Below are 16,576 nucleotides of genomic sequence, written 5' to 3'. Positions count from 1 at the left end.
CACTTTAGTCTACAACCATTTAAGCCTACAATACTTATATATCAACCAAGTGTACTGATTAATATTTAAATGGAAAATGAATCTATGCCAACTCTGCCAAAAAAACCAAACCATGTTTTGGTACTTAATTGTGGAAGCTCAAGTTTAAAGTTTGCAATTATTGATGCAAACACAGGAAACGACATTATTTCAGGTTTAGCTGAGCGCCTAGGTGCAGATGCTCCCTCAATAAAATATAAATTTAAGGGAGAAAAGACCACCATTAAACTTGCTGCTAATCAGGCACACGCGCATGCTATTGATACGCTGGTTGATTTAATAAAAGATCACAACCTTGATGAGCAACTAGTTGCTGTTGGTCATCGTGTTGTGCATGGTGGTGAGCATTTTACCCAATCAGTATTAATTGACGAACGCGTTATTGCAGGTATCACGCAAGCAGCCACGCTAGCACCTTTGCATGGCCACGCTAACTTGCTGGGTATTTCATCAGCGCAAGCATCATTTAAAAACTTACCGCAAGTAGCCGTGTTCGATACGGCATTTCATCAAACAATGGATGAAGTCGCTTATCTTTATGCCCTTCCTTATCAGCTTTATAAAGACTTTGGTGTTAGGCGCTATGGTTTTCATGGCACCAGCCATTTTTATGTGGCAGGGCAAACTGCGAAGTTGTTGGCACTTCCCATTGAAAACAGTAACTTTATTAGCGCTCACTTAGGCAACGGCTGTTCAGTGTGTGCGATTAAAAATGGCAAAAGTGTTGATACCAGTATGGGGTTAACCCCGCTTGAAGGGCTTGTTATGGGTACGCGCTGTGGCGACATTGATCCGGGCCTATTTAACTTTTTAACCACGCAACTCGATTATACTGCTCAGCAAATTGATGACTTACTCAATCAAAAAAGTGGTTTATTAGGCATAAGCGAGTTGTCTAACGATTGTCGCACCATAGAAGAAGCCGCTATTGCAGGCAACCAGCAAGCTATGCTGGCACTTAATATGTTTTGTTACCGCCTCGCAAAACAAATAGCCGCTTACATGGTTCCGCTGCAACAGCTAGACGCAGTTATTTTTACCGGCGGTATTGGCGAAAATTCCGATATTATCCGTGATAAAGTACTTAAACAATTGGCCTTTTTAGGTATTAATTTAGACCCACAAGCAAACCTTGACGCACGTTTTGGCCAAGCTGGGTTAATTAGTACAGCTGATTCACGTAGCAAAGCGGTTGTTATGCCCACTAACGAAGAATGGGTGATCGCACTTGATGCCGCAAACATCACCAAGGAGTTATAATATGGCTCGTCGTATTATGTTGATCCCCGTTTCTACTGGGGTTGGTTTAACCTCAGTATCGGTGGGTTTGGTAAGGGCGCTGGAACAAAAAACTGTTAAAGTTAATTTTTTTAAACCTATAGCCCAACCACGCGCGGGTGAAACAGGCCCAGAAAAGTCAACACAAATTGTTACCCAAGGCTCACCTATTGATCCACCCACGTCATTTGCGCTGGATTACGCCGAGCAAATGATTGGCGATGGCAAAGGCGATGACCTGCTAGAAGAAATTGTAGAGCGTTTTCAAAGTAAAATTAACGATGATGAAGTGGCTATTATTGAAGGCATGGTGCCTACCCGTCGCCAACCATATGCGGGGAGAGTAAATCGCGAAATCGCACAAACTTTAGGGGCGGATATCGTTTTTGTACTTACCCCTGGCAATTACAACATTACTCAAATTGAAGACCGACTAGAAATAGCCGCTGGCAACTATGGTGGCATTGACCACCCTCGCGTGCTTGGCTGTATTTTTAATAAAGTGAACGCCCCCCTTGATGAGGAAGGTCGTGCTCGCGCCGATTTAGTCGATACCTATAAGCCAGAAGCGCTTGATAACGAATTAAACCGCTTAGCTTCTTTACCTATTTTTAGAAAAAACCCGTTTATCTTACTCGGCGCTATTCCGTGGGATTTTGAACTGGTTGCCCCACGTGTTAAAGATTTAAGTGCCTATTTAAAAGCCACTATTATCAACGAAGGCGATATGGTGCACCGCCGACTCAGACGAATTACATTTTGTGCCCGCACGGTATCCAATATTTTAAATTATTTTACGCCAGGTGCGTTATTGGTAACCCCAGGCGATCGCTCAGATATACTCGTTGCAGCTTGCTTATCGGCCATGAATGGCACAAAACTAGGTGCAATTTTACTTACCGGTGGTTTTGAACCTGAGCCGCGCATTATGGCGCTATGCGAACAAGCTATGCAAACTGGTCTGCCAATTTTGGCAACCGAGGGCGATACCTGGCGCACTTCTTTATTGCTGCATAACTTTAACCTAGAAGTACCTAGCGACGATGAACAACGCATAGAAAAAGTAAAAGATCATAACGCTGCACATATCGATTCTGATTGGCTGGACACATTAGCAAAAAGTGTGGGAAAAACCCGCAAGTTATCCCCGCCGGCCTTTAGGTATTTATTAACCGATAAAGCACGTAAAGCGGATAAAACGATTGTACTGCCTGAGGGTAACGAGCCTAGAACCATTAAAGCCGCTGCTATTTGTGGCCAGCGCGGCATTGCTAAAACAATTTTACTTGGCGATCGCGATGAAATATTTCGAATCGCGGAGCAACAAGGGATTGAACTGAACGAGCATGTGACTGTAATAGAGCCAAGTAGTATTATTAATGACTACGTAGCACCTATGGTCGAAATTCGTAAAAACAAAGGCTTAACTGACGTTATTGCAAAGGAACAACTGCAAGATAACGTGGTACTGGGCACCATGATGCTAGAGCAAGGAAAAGTAGATGGGCTGGTTTCAGGGGCAGTCAATACCACGGCCAATACTATTCGCCCGCCTTTACAGCTGATTAAAACCGCACCGGGTTCATCATTAGTCTCATCAGTGTTTTTTATGTTATTGCCTGATCAAGTGCTTGTTTATGGTGACTGTGCTATTAATCCTGATCCGAATGCTGAACAACTAGCCGATATTGCAATTCAATCTGCCGATTCTGCTGCCGCATTTGGCATAGAACCTCGTGTAGCAATGATAAGTTACAGCACGGGTAATTCGGGCAGTGGCGCTGATGTAGAAAAGGTCCGCGAAGCAACAAAAATTGCCCAACAAAAGCGCCCAGATCTCATTATCGATGGGCCATTGCAATACGATGCGGCCATTATGGAAAGTGTAGCTATTAAAAAAGCGCCAGATAGCCCGGTTGCCGGTAAAGCAACCGTGTTTATTTTCCCTGATTTAAATACGGGTAATACCACCTACAAAGCAGTGCAACGAAGTGCCGATTTGATCAGTATTGGTCCTATGTTACAAGGGATGCGCAAACCTGTTAACGACTTAAGCCGTGGCGCATTAGTTGACGATATTGTGTATACCATTGCTTTAACAGCCATTCAGGCGGCGCAAGTAGAAGCGCTTAATTAAGGCCTGTAATTAACATGCCCTTTTTATAGCCTAGCCATTTTTTATTTAATAATTAACTGGTTAGGCTATTTATACCTCACAACCCCCAAGCTTATCCACAGAAATTGTGGACAATTATTTTTTAGCTAATAAAAATATCGCACTGCCTAAACTTGAGCCTTTAATTTAGCTTCAATACTCTATACTATAAAGCTATTATTTTGCTGCTGGCGATACGTTTAATGTCAAAACAAACATTACAATTACACAGCACCGTGTTATCTATTCATAGTTTAGCCCTTGATGCTGACATACCGCCTGCGCTGTTAAAACAACCGTTATTTTTTATCTCAAAAACGCATGATGAACTGTCAGTTGTTTGCCCTGTCGACTTTATTATTGATAGCCAAGACACTGAATCTAATTGGCAAGCACTGGAAGTAATAGGTCCTTTAGGGTTTTCGTTAACTGGCATTATGGCAAACCTGTCAGGCGTATTAGCCAGAGCCGGCGTGTCCATTTTTTCGATATCGACCTACGATACCGACTATATTTTAGTAAAAAAACAAACGGTCACCAAAGCAATTACAGCCCTTAAAGCCGATGGCTACAACGTGGTAACTTAATAAATAATGAAATCTGAAGACGTTAGCTATTTAACTAAAAATAAAATTGGCCGAAACGCGATACAAATCACGAGTCCGTTCAGTGGTAAAGTGATGCCAATGGAAGAGCATCCACAACCCTTTTTTCGTTTTGGCACACTCGGCCCAGGTATTGTTGTTAGTTTATCGAGTCATAAAGTATTAGCGCCCTTCAATGGCACCTTACTGCAGGTAAAAAGTGCCGGTTGTGAATTTATTTTAAAAGCCAATAACGGCTTAAAAGTATTAATAAACCTATCGGTTCCCGATTCACAAACACTTACGCATACTCATATTGCTCAGCTTAACGGCAGCAAAATAACCAAAGGCCAACGCCTTGCTTATTTTGATTTACGTGAGCTCGACTCGCCTATTTTAGCCAGCCTTATAATTCTCAATGGCCATAATTTAGGCACTTTTCATTATTCTCACCCGCAAGTTAATGCCGGTGTAGATACCTTATTAACTATTATTAAAAAGAAGTAGATTTATGATCACTCTCTATGGCATTAGCAACTGCGATACAATTAAAAAAGCAAAAAAATACTTAAGTGATAACGACATCGCATTCACTTTCCACGACTATCGCAAAGACGGCGTTAATAACGACATGGTAAGCGACTTTGCAGAACATATTGATTGGGAACAATTGGTTAATAAACGTGGCACAACTTATAGAGCGCTCACTGATGAGCAAAAACAAAGCTTGACTAAACAAACCGCTATAGATTTACTCGTTGAACAACCGGCGATGATCAAACGTCCTGTTCTTGTTAATAACGGGCAATATCACTTAGGCTTTAAAGCAGCACAATACGATGAGATTTTTAAATAATGACCCATCCAGTAATTACCCTAGCCCAAGCCTTAATTCAGCGAGAGTCGGTTACACCTGAAGATGCCGGGTGCCAACATATGATGAATGAACGCCTAAGCGCCATTGGCTTTGATATTGAATCGCTATTTTTTACCGATACCCTAAACACATGGGCACGAAAAGGCACGCAATCACCGCATTTTTGTTTTGCCGGTCATACTGATGTGGTGCCCACTGGGCCTGAAAAAAACTGGCAGCACCCGCCTTTTGCAGGCCTAATTGAAGACGGCTTATTGCATGGCCGTGGCGCTGCCGACATGAAAGGCTCATTAGCGGCGATGATTGTGGCAACCGAACGCTTTGTGACTAAGCATCCAGATCACAAAGGCTCCATTTCGTTTTTAATTACCTCAGATGAAGAAGGCCCGTTTATTAACGGCACCACGCGCGTGATAGATACTTTAGAGGAGCGCGGTGAAAAAATAGACATGTGCCTTGTAGGTGAACCCTCTTCTCGCGATGTACTCGGTGATGTGGTTAAAAATGGCCGCCGTGGTTCACTCACGGGGTTTTTAACTATAAAAGGCGTGCAAGGTCATGTGGCCTATCCACATTTAGCACAAAACCCAATTCATTTAGCCACGCCAGCTTTAACCGAGTTAAGCCAAACTGTGTGGGATATGGGTAATGACTTTTTTCCAGCCACCAGCTTTCAAATCTCTAATATTAATGGCGGTACGGGCGCAGGCAATGTGATCCCTGGGGAGCTAGAAGTACAATTTAATTTTAGATTTAGTACCGAAGTTACTCATCAACAACTACAACAAAAAGTAAATTCCATTTTACAAAAACACAATTTAAATTATGAACTCAATTGGATTGTGAATGGCTTGCCGTTTTTAACCGATCACGGCCCATTGGTTGATGCCACCGTAGCCGCCATTAAATCGGTAACGGGGTTAACCACTAACTTAGAAACAACAGGTGGCACCTCAGATGGTCGTTTTATCGCACAAACGGGTGCTAAAGTTATTGAATTAGGGCCACGTAATGCCACTATTCATAAAGTGGACGAGTGTGTTAGCACCGACGACCTAATCGCGCTGGCCGATATTTACGAACAAATATTAGAGCACCTGTTAACTTAATGACTGCAAATAAAGAACTCATACAATGCATCACTGGCCAAAGTGATGCACATTTAGTTGCCATACAAAATCACTTTTTGCATGCCGATATTGTAAATGACTTTATTGCACTGCAAACTGCGGCTGCATCAGCAGGCTTTGATTTATGTATTGCATCAAGTTTTCGGGATTTTAACCGTCAATCAGCTATTTGGAACGCTAAATTTTCCGCTAAGCGGCCGGTATTAAACAAAGCGCAGCAACACGTTGATATTAATTCGCTCAGTGATATTGATAAATGCATTGCCATTATGCTTTATTCTGCGCTACCGGGGGCGAGTCGCCATCATTTAGGGACTGATTTAGATATTTACGATAAAAGCGCAGTGAGTGACGATTATGTTTTGCAATTGAGCCCTAATGAATATCAGCAAGGTGGGCCTTTTGCTAAACTAAGCCAATGGCTAGACACTCATCTAGCAGAATTTGGATTTTATCGACCTTACCAGTACGACTTGGGCGGGGTAGCTCCTGAGCTTTGGCATATTAGCCACATAGCGCAATCAGCGCAGCTTATTCGCCACCTTACGCCAGAAGTGTTGCACGACTGCATTAAACACAGTGATTTATTAGGTAAAGACACTATTTTAACCCAATTACCTGCATTGTATGAACGCTTTGTGATCAATGTAAGTCCACCAGCTAAGCAGTTTTAGTCTTTTTATTTAAAGTAAAAACTAATACCGCTAGTAAAATGATACTGCTGGGGAGCATAAATTGTACAGTTAATGTCTCTGATAAAAACACTGCCCCTGCAATAGCCGCCAAAACGGGTACGCATAACTGCACTATGGCTGCATGCGTGCTCTTTAATAGTGGCATAGCCACATACCAAATACTGTACCCTACGCCAGATGCGATGGCACCTGAGGCTATTGCAAGTAACGCCCCTTCGATACGTATATTTTTAAGCTGGCTCATTCCCACCACAATTAAAATAGGTAGCACTAATAAACTACGAATAAAATTAAAGGCAGTGGCTCTTAGCGGTGACACACACGCCTTGCCACGAATACTGTAAATTCCCCACGCAATGCCACTTATACTCATTAATAATGCAGCCATCAGCGGTGGGGCTGTCTGTGAGGGCAGCATTAAGTAAACAAATGCCGCAAACGCCACTATAAATGCAAGCCATTGCACAGCACTTAAACGCTCTTGTTTATATATGCCCCAGCCAATCATTGTAAATTGCACCGCCGAGAATAAAATAAGCGCCCCCATGCCGGTATCAAGCTCGATATAAGCAACAGAAAAACACAGCGCATATATTAATAAGCTAGCACTGCTTCGCCAACTGCCAGTATCGTTAATAATAGGATTACTTAACTGCGCTTTTTTATTTAACTGCCTAGTATAGAGCAGCATAATAATGGTCAAACACACTGCCCCGCTCAGTAACCTAATAACGGTAAAATTCCACGCATCAATGTAGCCTTGCGCCAACGCTAACCGACATAATAACGAATTTGCAGCAAAGGCAACTAACGCGATAATAGTAAACAGTGTTGCTTTCAAATTAATTCCTAACGTATTGATAAATATGTACCGTATTTATATACCGATTAAATTAACGTCCAATGTTGTAAACGTTACCATGGTTATTTTTAAATGATAAAGTTTTTATTAAGGGTTTTTGTTCTATGTTTATACACTACGCTTTTTTACAATCTTTCACACTTGTATTTATTGGCAGTATGTTAACCTTACAGAATAAATAAGAAGGAGTACGCGTGCGTCACATTTTAATTTTTAGTCTTTGCTTTATTGTAAGTGGTTGCAGCACCATTGGCTTTGACGATCTCTTTAATGATTACGCCACTAATACCACCCCTATTAGACAAGCCATTACGAATAATAATATTGAGAGTGCACGCTCCTTAATAAGCAAAAACAGCAAAACACACAGTAATTATTTATTGAGCCAATTAGAACAAGGCCGTATCGCGGATTTAGCCAATAACCCCGATAACGCACAAGTTCATTTTGAAACTGTCTATCAACAAATGCAATCTAAGCGCCAAGCTGCAAAAATACAAGTAAGTGCTGGGCTTGAGCAAAGTAATGCGCTGTTAACCAACGACTCAGCTATTGGTTATACACCGCCCGCCTACGAAATGAGTATGTTGCATAGCTACAAAGCGCTCAATTATGTTTATAAGCATGATATTGAAAGCGCCTTAGTTGAAATACGCCGTGCTAATAAAGTACAAGTTGATGAACTATTAAGTAATCAAAGCGAATTTGATAATGCGGTTGCCCAAGCACAGCAACACTATCCCGATATGGATAACTTAATTCGCTCGGTCAAAAATGGCTTTCAAAATGCGTACACGTTTTATTTATCAGGGTTACTATATGAAACGGCAAAGCAAGGTGATGATGCCTACATAGACTATAAAAAAGCGCTCGAAATACAACCTAACAATCCGTATTTACAACACGATGTACTGCGTCTTGCTAAGCAGCAAGGTTTTGCTGATGACTATAACCAATTTAAACGCCAGTTTGGTGAAGTTAACAGCTTAGAAAAAAACCAAGGCGAAGTGGTTATATTATTCGAACAAGGCCTAATACCAAAACAACACGAATTTAAATTACGATTACCCATTTATACTTCACAGGGAGACGCCCGCTTTTATAGTCTCGCCATGCCCATTTATATAAATAATGCCTATGAAAGCACCGTTAACAACGTCAAAATTAATGACCACGTATTATCACTAAGCCCGCTAGTGCACTTAGAAGCACTGGCCGCTAAAACGTTAGAGCAGCAAGTTGCTGGGCGCGTATCGAGACAAATATTGCGCTTAGTGGCGAAAGAAAAGCTGCGCGCTGAGCTTGCCCGCAGTGGCGGTGATATGGGGAATATTTTAGCAAATTTATATAATCTTGCATCTGAGCAAGCCGATACCCGCAGCTGGCTTACCTTACCCAATCAAATTAGCCTTGCCCGCAGTGCAGTGGCTGCAGGCGAACATACCTTAAATGTTGGCTCACAACCGCCAATAAATTTTACCGTTAGTAAGCAAAGGTTAACGTTAATCTACCTAACCTCTGTTAATAACTATTTTAACTCCCATGTAGTGCAACTTTAGGAGACATCATGAAATACATACTCCCCATTATTGCGTTGTTTATGCTTAGTGCATGTAGCAGCCGACCTGTAACCTCAGGCATTGGAGTTGAACAAACTACCAACGCCTACAAAGAGCAGCTCAATGTTAACAATCCACAGTTAGCAAAAAAGCTATTAATTAGTGATGTAAAAACTCGTCAAACAAATAACCTAACCGACGTGGTAGTCACCTTGGCAAGTACCTATAAAAAGTCACAATATTTACAGTATCAATTTAACTGGTTTGATAAAGATGGCTTTGTAATTAAAGGCAACCACTCGCCGTGGCAAGCCCTCACATTATTTGGCTTTGCTAAAACTCAGCTTGCAGGGCTCGCGCCTAGCCCTAATGCCGTTACTTTCTCTTTAGCTGTAAGAGAAGTGTCTACTGAAGCTCAAGAATTTAAAGATTAAGGAAACCATGATGATCAATAAACAATTCAAATCACTCTCTGGCTATGCAATTTTAGGCTTAGCCGCTCTCACACTAACAGGCTGTGCTAATAAAGCAGTCGTTAGTTATGGTGATGCCCAAGCCGTAGAAACCACAGATATAAACTTTGGCTCTACCGACCTACAAAAAGTAGCCTCGCAAATGACCGACTCACTGCTCAGTTCGCCAGTGGTTGGTACTATGACTGCCAATACCCGCCCTGTGGTATTTGTTGAGCGTATTAAAAACAAAACCAGTGAACACATAGACACTGAGTCAATTACCGACTCAATTTCGACTCAATTACTTCGCAGTGGAAAATTTAGATTTGTTGATATGACTCGTGTAGAAGCGGTTCGTGAACAACTTACATTTCAAAATGAAGATGCACTGATCAATCCAAGCACTGCGGTGGCCTTTGGTAAACAAATTGGTGCGCAATATATGCTGTACGGTAACCTATCGAGCATTGTTAAATCCAATGCTGACAAAGCCGATGTGTACTACAAATTTACAATGCGCTTAATGGATATGCAAAGTGGCCTTGTTGAATGGGCTGACGAAACTGAAATTCGTAAAACCCGTGAAAAATCTACCTTTGGTTGGTAACTAACAGGAGCGAACCATGAAAACGCTTAGCTTATTTTTATGCACTTTATTAATATTTAGTGCCCCCACTTTTGCCAAGTATGAACGCAATAAAGCCGTTCCTGTGCAGCAAGTACTATTTGGTAAAGTGAAGTCAGTGCGCAACATTACAGAGCAACAATTGGTTCACGATAAAAGCAACGGCTGGAAAACCTTTGGCGGTGCCTTATTAGGTGGTGTTATTGGTAACCAGTTTGGTGGTGGCAGCGGTCGCACGGTAGCGACTATTTTAGGATCAGTGATTGGTGGTAATGTTGCGCATAATCAGCAACAGACACAACGCTATGAAAACCTCCAATTAGTTGAACTACTTATACAAGTAGAAAGTGGTGAACAATTTATGGTGGTACAAGACAGCGATCCCGCTATGCGTTTTCACCGAGGTGATAATGTGCGTCTTATTTATTTAACTAATAACACAGTGCGCGTAGATAGCGCTTATTAGAGTCTATTTATGTTTCGAGCTTAATTATTAAAGTTCCAACAAAAAACCTAACTTAGGTCACTAAGTTAGGTTTTTTTAAATGTATTCACTTTTATTTATTAAGCGGGTTCTTTTGCCCACAGCTGCTCGTTTTCATGCATTTCATATAAACCATGTGCACGGTTAATCAGTAAATTTGCAAAATCAGCTTGGGTTTTATCTCGCGCACCCGCGGTAATAATTTGATCGGCCTTTAACTGCCACTGCAGTGAAAAATAACGCATAGCATCGCGTGCATCTTTTGCTGCAGATGCTTCAGCATGATCAGTTGGTAAACGACCGGTGATCACCCAGTAGCTTTTACCGTTTTGCGCTTTAAATTTCCATAGCGCGCATAAAGGCGCTAAAAAGCGGCTTTCTTTTTCAAGCAATGTTTTGGGCATAATGCCTTTTTCAGCTAAATGTTTTTGCGCATTTTGAAAACATTCGCGCTGCCATTGAATTTCTTGTTGCTGAAGTTCAGCTTGCTGCTCTGGTGTTAATGGTTTATGTTCTTGTTGCTGCATTTTAATAACCTTTTTACTTCTTTGTTTACACTTTAAGGGCATAACAAATAAGGCGCAAGCATAAATAGCGTACTTAACATCTTATTCGCAGCTGTTTGCTGGGTTTTTAAGCAAACCGATTATTTTATGTTGTGATCAAACGACCCCACATCACCGGGGAACACCACTGGCGATTCAACACCCTGTTTATTCACGCTAGCAACGCCAAAATAGTAGTTATCAATAACCACATTTTTAAGCGTAAACTCGCTAACATTATCAACCCATTGGCTGTATTGCCATTGTGGCTCACTCGTATAGCGCCAGTAAATTTTGTAACCGGCAATATTTTTATCATCCGATGGTTGCCAAGAAAGTGTGGTACTGGCGCGTACGGCACCACTAATTTTCACTTCTTTCGGTGGCGCTGGTGCCCATGACATTGACGCTAGGCTCACCGCATTCAATGACGTGAGTTTTGCGGCGTAATCAAAATCAACCCCATCGATGGTATCACCGTACACTATGCCATTTTCGGTGCGTAGGTCTTGATGTTGACGGTCGTAATGCTCGTTAGTTTCCATTATACGTACAGCCGCAAAGCCCGCATCATTAAATGGGCGATGATGCCCTCCTCGAGCAAATCGGTCGAGTCTGTATACCAGCATAGTGTCTAAATTTTCAATGTATTTATCGGCAATGGTGTCTACGTAACGCGCTAAATTACGACTCGCTGAGTCAACTTCGCCACCTGTAAAACGACGAGTACGCGCTTGCTCTTTGGTTTCAACCACTCGCGTCCCTTCTGAAAAAATGCGTGCAGTGGTGTTATCGGTTACGCCATTAATACCGGTAATATTACCAATCATGTCGTTATTTAAAACACCATGAACCTGCCAATTATTTTTTTGCGCATAAGCGGTTAAAATTTTACCGCCAAATAAACCTTGCTCTTCACCTGAGAGCGCCGCGTAAACAACCGAGCCATTAAATGTATATTTCGATAAAACACGCGCTGCCTCAATAACACCGGCAACCCCTGAAGCGTTATCATTTGCCCCTGGCGCATCGCTGGTAAAATCCATTACATCACTAACACGCGAGTCTATATCACCCGACATCATCACCATACGATTAGGCTCAGTACCGCCGCGCTGAATCGCAATTATGTTAACCACTTCTACAGGGTTAGGAATACGCTTTTCTCCTGAAATGGTTTGTTTTACTTCTATTATTGCTAAGCAGCCACCACATTGTGCCGAAATCGCTTCAAATTCTTTTTTAATCCAACGCCTTGCCGCGCCAATACCACGTGTATCAGACTTAGTCTCTGATAGCGTATGTCGCGTACCAAAACCCACCAGCGTTTGAATATCACTCTCAATACGCTGCGCCGAAATTTCTTGTGCAATTTTATGCAATGATGCTTGTTGTGTAGACTCGCCAGCAAAGCTTGTAAGCGTTACAGAACTTAATGATGCCAACACACCATACTTTATAAGTCGATTAACTAACTTTAAACCTAAATTAGACATAGCATTGTTATCCTCATAATGAATGCCACCAACATGACAGCAGAAACCAATAACCGCAAACCTTTTGAGATAGACACTAAAAATCACACGCTTAATTACATATTATTAACACCTTGAATTTTACTTAGAATTTAACCCTCACCAAACAAGTCCCCTGTTCAAGCACACTATTTTAATAAAAATAATCACTTATACTGTTTTGACCGTATATAGTGCTAAACATAATTAATCAGCTATTATTTTATAAAGGCTAATTTAATCAATAAGGTGCTGAAATAACATGAAGAAACACGAAGAATTACCAGAGGATCATGTTGATCCCCTGATGCAGTATTTACATCATGCTATTCGCTTTGCAATTAAAATACTGGCAGTGCTCATGGTGCTGGTTATTTTTTGGAGTATTGCTGATGTAGTGTATGTTTTATACATGCGGTTAAGTTCTCCGCCTTATTTTTTATTAAATATTGAAGACATTCTGCAAACCTTTGGTGCCTTTATGGTGGTGCTAATTGCGGTAGAAATATTTACTAACATTCGGTTATATTTGGGCTCTAGCTCGCTGCCCGTTGAACTGGTTATTGCTACCGCACTGATGGCTGTGGCGCGTAAAATTATTGTCCTCGATTTAAAATTAGTGACCTCAGAGCAAATTGTTGGCCTTGCGTTAGTTACCTTAGCACTGGGTATATCGTATTGGCTGGTAAAAAATAAAACCGGCCACACTAAGCTATAAACGGTTAACTCAACTTGAGTTAACCGACGCACACCTCATTCCCACTGCGCCTTTGTGTTTTACAATGGTATAGTGGGACATCTTTATAAATATTTAATTAAGCAGTTAATATGTATCGACTATTTGAACGGATGACTAAACCGTTCCCAGAGCGTTCTCCATCTCAGCCTCCTAAAACCCTTTTTGCATTTTGTCGTCACTACACCAAAGGCATGGAATTGTCGTTAGTGCTTATGTCGCTCAGTGCCGCATTACTCGCTATTTTAGAGGTGTCTTTATTTAGTTATATGGGCCAACTGGTTGACTGGCTTGGCGAATACACACCTGAAGAGCTGTTTTCGCAGCAACAATCCGCGTTAATAAAAATGGGGTTAATGCTTTTAGTCGTCATGCCTGTAGTCGTATTTTTTAGATCAGCTATTTTACATCAATCGCTATTGGGCAATTACCCTATGTCGATTCGTTGGTTGGCACACCGTTATCTACTGCGTCAAAGTGTCAGCTTTTATCAAAACGAATTTGCTGGGCGTATCGCTACAAAAGTATTACAAACCTCATTAGCAGTACGTGAGTCAGTCACTAAGTTACTTGATGTACTTATGTACATTGCTGTTTATTTTGGCTCAATGGTGTTTTTAGTGGCCGCCTCAGACTGGCGTTTAATGTTGCCATTATTAGTGTGGTTAGCATTGTATATTTGCGTGCAAATTTACTTTGTACCCCGATTAAAAAGTATTGCCAGTTCACAAGCTGATGCACGCTCAGAAATGACCGGCCGTATCGTCGACAGCTACACAAATATTTCAACCATTAAGCTGTTTTCTTACACCCAACGCGAAGAACAATACGCTAAACAAAGTATGGATGTATTTTTACAGCCTGTTTATAAACAAATGCGCTTGGTAACCAGCTTAAACGTGGTTATTCAAAGCTTAAACTATTTGTTAGTGTTTTCAGTGGCAGCAGTGTCTTTGTATTTATGGTCGTTAAGCGCCATTAGTGCAGGAGCGATTGCCGTGGCATTGAGTTTATCATTAAGGCTCAATGGTATGGCCCAATGGATCATGTGGGAAATTAGCAGCTTGTTTGAAAACATTGGCACCGTGGCTGATGGCATGCGCACCCTTTCTAATCCTATTGCGGTTGATGACAAACCAGAAGCCGAAACGTTAAAGGTCACCCAAGGGGCAATCGACTTTAATAATGTACATTTTAACTACGGTAAAGCCGCGAATGAAAATAACCGAGGCCCAGTAATAAACGGATTAAACTTAAACATTAAACCCGGTGAAAAAATCGGCTTAGTGGGTCGCTCTGGTGCGGGTAAATCTACCTTAGTTAACTTGTTGCTGCGCTTTTACGACACCGACAAAGGCAATATCAGTATTGATGGCCAAAATATCACGGATGTAAGCCAAGAAAGCCTGCGCCGCTATATTGCTATGGTTACCCAAGATACCTCATTACTGCATCGTTCAGTAAAAGATAACATTTTATACGGCAGGCCTGATGCAACCGAAGCCGAAATGCTCGATGCGACTAAGCAAGCAAAAGCCCTTGATTTTATAAACGACCTTGAAGATAGCAAAGGCAATAAAGGTTTTGATGCGCAAGTAGGCGAACGAGGGGTCACTCTGTCAGGCGGTCAACGCCAACGTATTGCCATTGCACGCGTACTACTTAAAAACGCACCAATCCTCATACTTGATGAAGCCACCAGCGCATTAGACTCAGAAGTCGAAGCGGCAATTCAAGCAAGCTTAGATGATTTAATGACAGGAAAAACAGTAATCGCCATTGCCCATCGATTATCGACCATTGCACAAATGGACAGACTCATCGTGCTTGATGAAGGCGGCGTTGTAGAGCAAGGCAGTCACGATGAATTAATTGCCCAAGGCGGCATTTACGCTGCTCTTTGGGCACATCAAACCGGCGGCTTTATTGGCGTTGAGTAATTAAACTAATTGAGGGCGGGCCATTATTATAGCCTGCTCTTGTTTACTAAAATTAAACTTATTATTTGATTTTAAAGCTATTTATAGTTATTTAGTCGAATTTTATAGTCTACCTCTTGCCCCACTGTTTTTAAAATGTCACATTCGCGGCTGACTTTTTATCATTCATCAAGCAATTCACCATGTCATTTTTAAGCAAACATAAATACACCCTCTATGGGGTGTTCGCTATTTTACTTTGGAGCAGTTTAACTGCCTTTATTCGTGATTTATCAGAATTATTTAGCCCTATTGGCGGTGCTGCTTTAATTTACAGCGTCAGTGCGATTTTTTTAATACTAGTCATGGGTGTACCAAGGCTAAGCAATTACCCAAAACGCTATTTAGTCTTTGGTGGCAGCTTATTTGTTATTTACGAAATGTGTTTAGCGTTATCCCTCGGCTTTGCAAATAGTCGCCAGCAAGCGTTAGAAATGGCAATTATTAACTACCTTTGGCCAGCGTTAACCATTTTATTATCGATTATTGTTAACCGCACTAAAGTAAGCGTATTAGTCTACCCGAGCATACTGATTGCGTTTTTAGGCGTTGCATGGTGTATTGCTGGCAACAGTGGTTTATCTATGGCTGTATTAACCGCTAATATTAGCGACAACCCATTACCCTACTCTATGGCGTTTGCAGCAGCGTTTATTTGGGCTGTGTATTGCAGTGTAACGGTTAAACTTAGCGAGGGTAAAAATGCCATTAATGTGTTTTTTGCAGCCACGGCAATTTCTTTATGGATAAGTTACGGACTGAGTAATGAACCCAGCTTTGAGTTTAACGTATATTCTAGTTTTACTTTATTGCTGGCAGGGGTGGTTATTGGTGGAGGTTACGCACTATGGAACCAAGCAATCATTGGCGGTGACCTAGTGTTTTTAGGCACCTTGTCTTACTTTATCCCTGTATTGTCTACGCTATTTGCCTCTATTTACTTATCACTATCGCTCACCAACGCATTTTGGCAAGGCGTAGTATTAGTTACATTAGGCTCATTAATGTGTTTTATTGTGACGCGAGAAACAAAGCCAGCCCAATAAAATAAGTAAGCGA

General features: G+C 41.5%; 17 protein-coding genes. 14 read left to right on the top strand and 3 right to left on the bottom strand.

Annotation, left to right across the window (positions count from 1 at the left end):
* Positions 1–84: 84 nt before the first annotated feature.
* From QL984_RS15490 to QL984_RS15460, 7 genes are all read left to right on the top strand, one after another.
* Positions 85–1,299, top strand: a complete 1,215-nt coding sequence (locus tag QL984_RS15490; protein ID WP_290172933.1) for an acetate kinase — start codon at positions 85–87, stop codon at positions 1,297–1,299.
* Position 1,300: 1 nt separating this feature from the next.
* Positions 1,301–3,454, top strand: coding sequence for a phosphate acetyltransferase (gene pta / locus QL984_RS15485; RefSeq protein WP_290172931.1), 2,154 nt, complete (start codon positions 1,301–1,303; stop codon positions 3,452–3,454).
* 221 nt (positions 3,455–3,675) lie between these two features.
* Positions 3,676–4,059: an ACT domain-containing protein gene (locus QL984_RS15480; RefSeq protein ID WP_138764076.1), complete on the top strand. Its 384-nt coding sequence runs from the start codon at positions 3,676–3,678 to the stop codon at positions 4,057–4,059.
* A 6-nt stretch (positions 4,060–4,065) separates the two neighbouring features.
* On the top strand, positions 4,066–4,563 hold the full coding sequence (locus tag QL984_RS15475; protein ID WP_290172930.1) for a PTS glucose transporter subunit IIA: 498 nt from the start codon (positions 4,066–4,068) through the stop codon (positions 4,561–4,563).
* Positions 4,564–4,567: 4 nt separating this feature from the next.
* Positions 4,568–4,912: an ArsC family reductase gene (locus QL984_RS15470; RefSeq protein WP_013464787.1), complete on the top strand. Its 345-nt coding sequence runs from the start codon at positions 4,568–4,570 to the stop codon at positions 4,910–4,912.
* Positions 4,912–6,042: a succinyl-diaminopimelate desuccinylase gene (gene dapE / locus QL984_RS15465; protein ID WP_033102505.1), complete on the top strand. Its 1,131-nt coding sequence runs from the start codon at positions 4,912–4,914 to the stop codon at positions 6,040–6,042. The genes QL984_RS15470 and dapE overlap by 1 nt, the downstream gene beginning before the upstream one ends.
* A complete protein-coding gene (locus tag QL984_RS15460) occupies positions 6,042–6,737 on the top strand; it encodes a M15 family metallopeptidase (RefSeq protein WP_290172929.1) in 696 nt (231 codons plus the stop codon). The genes dapE and QL984_RS15460 overlap by 1 nt, the downstream gene beginning before the upstream one ends.
* Here QL984_RS15460 and QL984_RS15455 read toward each other — a convergent pair.
* Positions 6,724–7,599, bottom strand: a complete 876-nt coding sequence (locus tag QL984_RS15455; RefSeq protein WP_028835848.1) for a DMT family transporter — start codon at positions 7,597–7,599, stop codon at positions 6,724–6,726. The two genes, QL984_RS15460 and QL984_RS15455, sit on opposite strands and share 14 nt — an antisense overlap.
* Before the next feature lie 215 nt (positions 7,600–7,814).
* Here QL984_RS15455 and QL984_RS15450 point away from each other — a divergent pair, with 215 nt between their 5' ends.
* Genes QL984_RS15450 through QL984_RS15435 form a run of 4 tightly spaced genes read left to right on the top strand, consistent with a single transcriptional unit; the run spans position 7,815 to position 10,725 of the window.
* Positions 7,815–9,179 (top strand): adenine DNA methylase, encoded by a 1,365-nt coding sequence (locus tag QL984_RS15450; protein ID WP_138764074.1) that lies wholly within the window; start codon positions 7,815–7,817, stop codon positions 9,177–9,179.
* A gap of 8 nt (positions 9,180–9,187) precedes the next feature.
* Positions 9,188–9,613, top strand: coding sequence for a YcfL family protein (locus QL984_RS15445; RefSeq protein ID WP_016899910.1), 426 nt, complete (start codon positions 9,188–9,190; stop codon positions 9,611–9,613).
* 7 nt (positions 9,614–9,620) lie between these two features.
* Entirely contained in the window at positions 9,621–10,241 is a 621-nt protein-coding gene (lpoB, locus tag QL984_RS15440; RefSeq protein WP_013464781.1) for a penicillin-binding protein activator LpoB, read from the top strand.
* 16 nt (positions 10,242–10,257) lie between these two features.
* Positions 10,258–10,725 carry a glycine zipper 2TM domain-containing protein gene (locus QL984_RS15435; RefSeq protein WP_036956382.1) on the top strand — a complete coding sequence of 156 codons (468 nt, stop codon included), beginning with the start codon at positions 10,258–10,260 and terminating at the stop codon, positions 10,723–10,725.
* Positions 10,726–10,823: 98 nt separating this feature from the next.
* Here QL984_RS15435 and QL984_RS15430 read toward each other — a convergent pair whose 3' ends face one another.
* Together QL984_RS15430 and QL984_RS15425 are read right to left on the bottom strand one after the other, a co-directional pair.
* The gene (locus tag QL984_RS15430) at positions 10,824–11,270 is read right to left on the bottom strand and encodes a DUF4826 family protein (RefSeq protein ID WP_290172928.1); all 447 of its coding nucleotides are present in this window, start codon (positions 11,268–11,270) and stop codon (positions 10,824–10,826) included.
* A 119-nt stretch (positions 11,271–11,389) separates the two neighbouring features.
* Entirely contained in the window at positions 11,390–12,784 is a 1,395-nt protein-coding gene (locus QL984_RS15425) for a M28 family metallopeptidase (protein WP_290172927.1), read from the bottom strand.
* A gap of 280 nt (positions 12,785–13,064) precedes the next feature.
* On the opposite strand from QL984_RS15425, the gene QL984_RS15420 reads away from it, so the two are divergent.
* The 3 genes from QL984_RS15420 (at position 13,065) to yddG (ending at position 16,563) form a co-directional block, all read left to right on the top strand.
* Positions 13,065–13,520, top strand: a complete 456-nt coding sequence (locus QL984_RS15420; RefSeq protein ID WP_013464778.1) for a phosphate-starvation-inducible PsiE family protein — start codon at positions 13,065–13,067, stop codon at positions 13,518–13,520.
* 110 nt (positions 13,521–13,630) lie between these two features.
* Positions 13,631–15,478, top strand: a complete 1,848-nt coding sequence (locus QL984_RS15415; RefSeq protein ID WP_290172926.1) for an ABC transporter ATP-binding protein — start codon at positions 13,631–13,633, stop codon at positions 15,476–15,478.
* Positions 15,479–15,660: 182 nt separating this feature from the next.
* Positions 15,661–16,563 (top strand): aromatic amino acid DMT transporter YddG, encoded by a 903-nt coding sequence (gene yddG, locus QL984_RS15410; RefSeq protein ID WP_290172925.1) that lies wholly within the window; start codon positions 15,661–15,663, stop codon positions 16,561–16,563.
* The last annotated feature ends 13 nt before the right edge of the window (positions 16,564–16,576 follow it).

Origin of the sequence: Pseudoalteromonas sp. APC 3495 (genome assembly GCF_030407645.1) — a bacterium.
In the GTDB taxonomy this organism is placed as follows: Bacteria; Pseudomonadota; Gammaproteobacteria; order Enterobacterales; family Alteromonadaceae; genus Pseudoalteromonas; species Pseudoalteromonas tetraodonis.
The sequence above is the reverse complement of the archived record's forward strand: the minus strand, read 5'-3'. Positions and strand labels throughout refer to the sequence as shown.

Excerpts from the sequence above, each read along its gene's own strand:
- QL984_RS15490 (WP_290172933.1), top strand. The coding sequence starts at position 85 with ATGCCAACTCTGCCAAAAAAACCAAACCATGTTTTGGTACTTAATTGT.
- pta (WP_290172931.1), top strand. The coding sequence starts at position 1,301 with ATGGCTCGTCGTATTATGTTGATCCCCGTTTCTACTGGGGTTGGTTTA.
- QL984_RS15480 (WP_138764076.1), top strand. The coding sequence starts at position 3,676 with ATGTCAAAACAAACATTACAATTACACAGCACCGTGTTATCTATTCAT.
- QL984_RS15475 (WP_290172930.1), top strand. The coding sequence starts at position 4,066 with ATGAAATCTGAAGACGTTAGCTATTTAACTAAAAATAAAATTGGCCGA.
- QL984_RS15470 (WP_013464787.1), top strand. The coding sequence starts at position 4,568 with ATGATCACTCTCTATGGCATTAGCAACTGCGATACAATTAAAAAAGCA.
- dapE (WP_033102505.1), top strand. The coding sequence starts at position 4,912 with ATGACCCATCCAGTAATTACCCTAGCCCAAGCCTTAATTCAGCGAGAG.
- QL984_RS15460 (WP_290172929.1), top strand. The coding sequence starts at position 6,042 with ATGACTGCAAATAAAGAACTCATACAATGCATCACTGGCCAAAGTGAT.
- QL984_RS15445 (WP_016899910.1), top strand. The coding sequence starts at position 9,188 with ATGAAATACATACTCCCCATTATTGCGTTGTTTATGCTTAGTGCATGT.
- lpoB (WP_013464781.1), top strand. The coding sequence starts at position 9,621 with ATGATGATCAATAAACAATTCAAATCACTCTCTGGCTATGCAATTTTA.
- QL984_RS15435 (WP_036956382.1), top strand. The coding sequence starts at position 10,258 with ATGAAAACGCTTAGCTTATTTTTATGCACTTTATTAATATTTAGTGCC.
- QL984_RS15430 (WP_290172928.1), bottom strand. The coding sequence starts at position 11,270 with ATGCAGCAACAAGAACATAAACCATTAACACCAGAGCAGCAAGCTGAA.
- QL984_RS15425 (WP_290172927.1), bottom strand. The coding sequence starts at position 12,784 with ATGTCTAATTTAGGTTTAAAGTTAGTTAATCGACTTATAAAGTATGGT.
- QL984_RS15420 (WP_013464778.1), top strand. The coding sequence starts at position 13,065 with ATGAAGAAACACGAAGAATTACCAGAGGATCATGTTGATCCCCTGATG.
- QL984_RS15415 (WP_290172926.1), top strand. The coding sequence starts at position 13,631 with ATGTATCGACTATTTGAACGGATGACTAAACCGTTCCCAGAGCGTTCT.
- yddG (WP_290172925.1), top strand. The coding sequence starts at position 15,661 with ATGTCATTTTTAAGCAAACATAAATACACCCTCTATGGGGTGTTCGCT.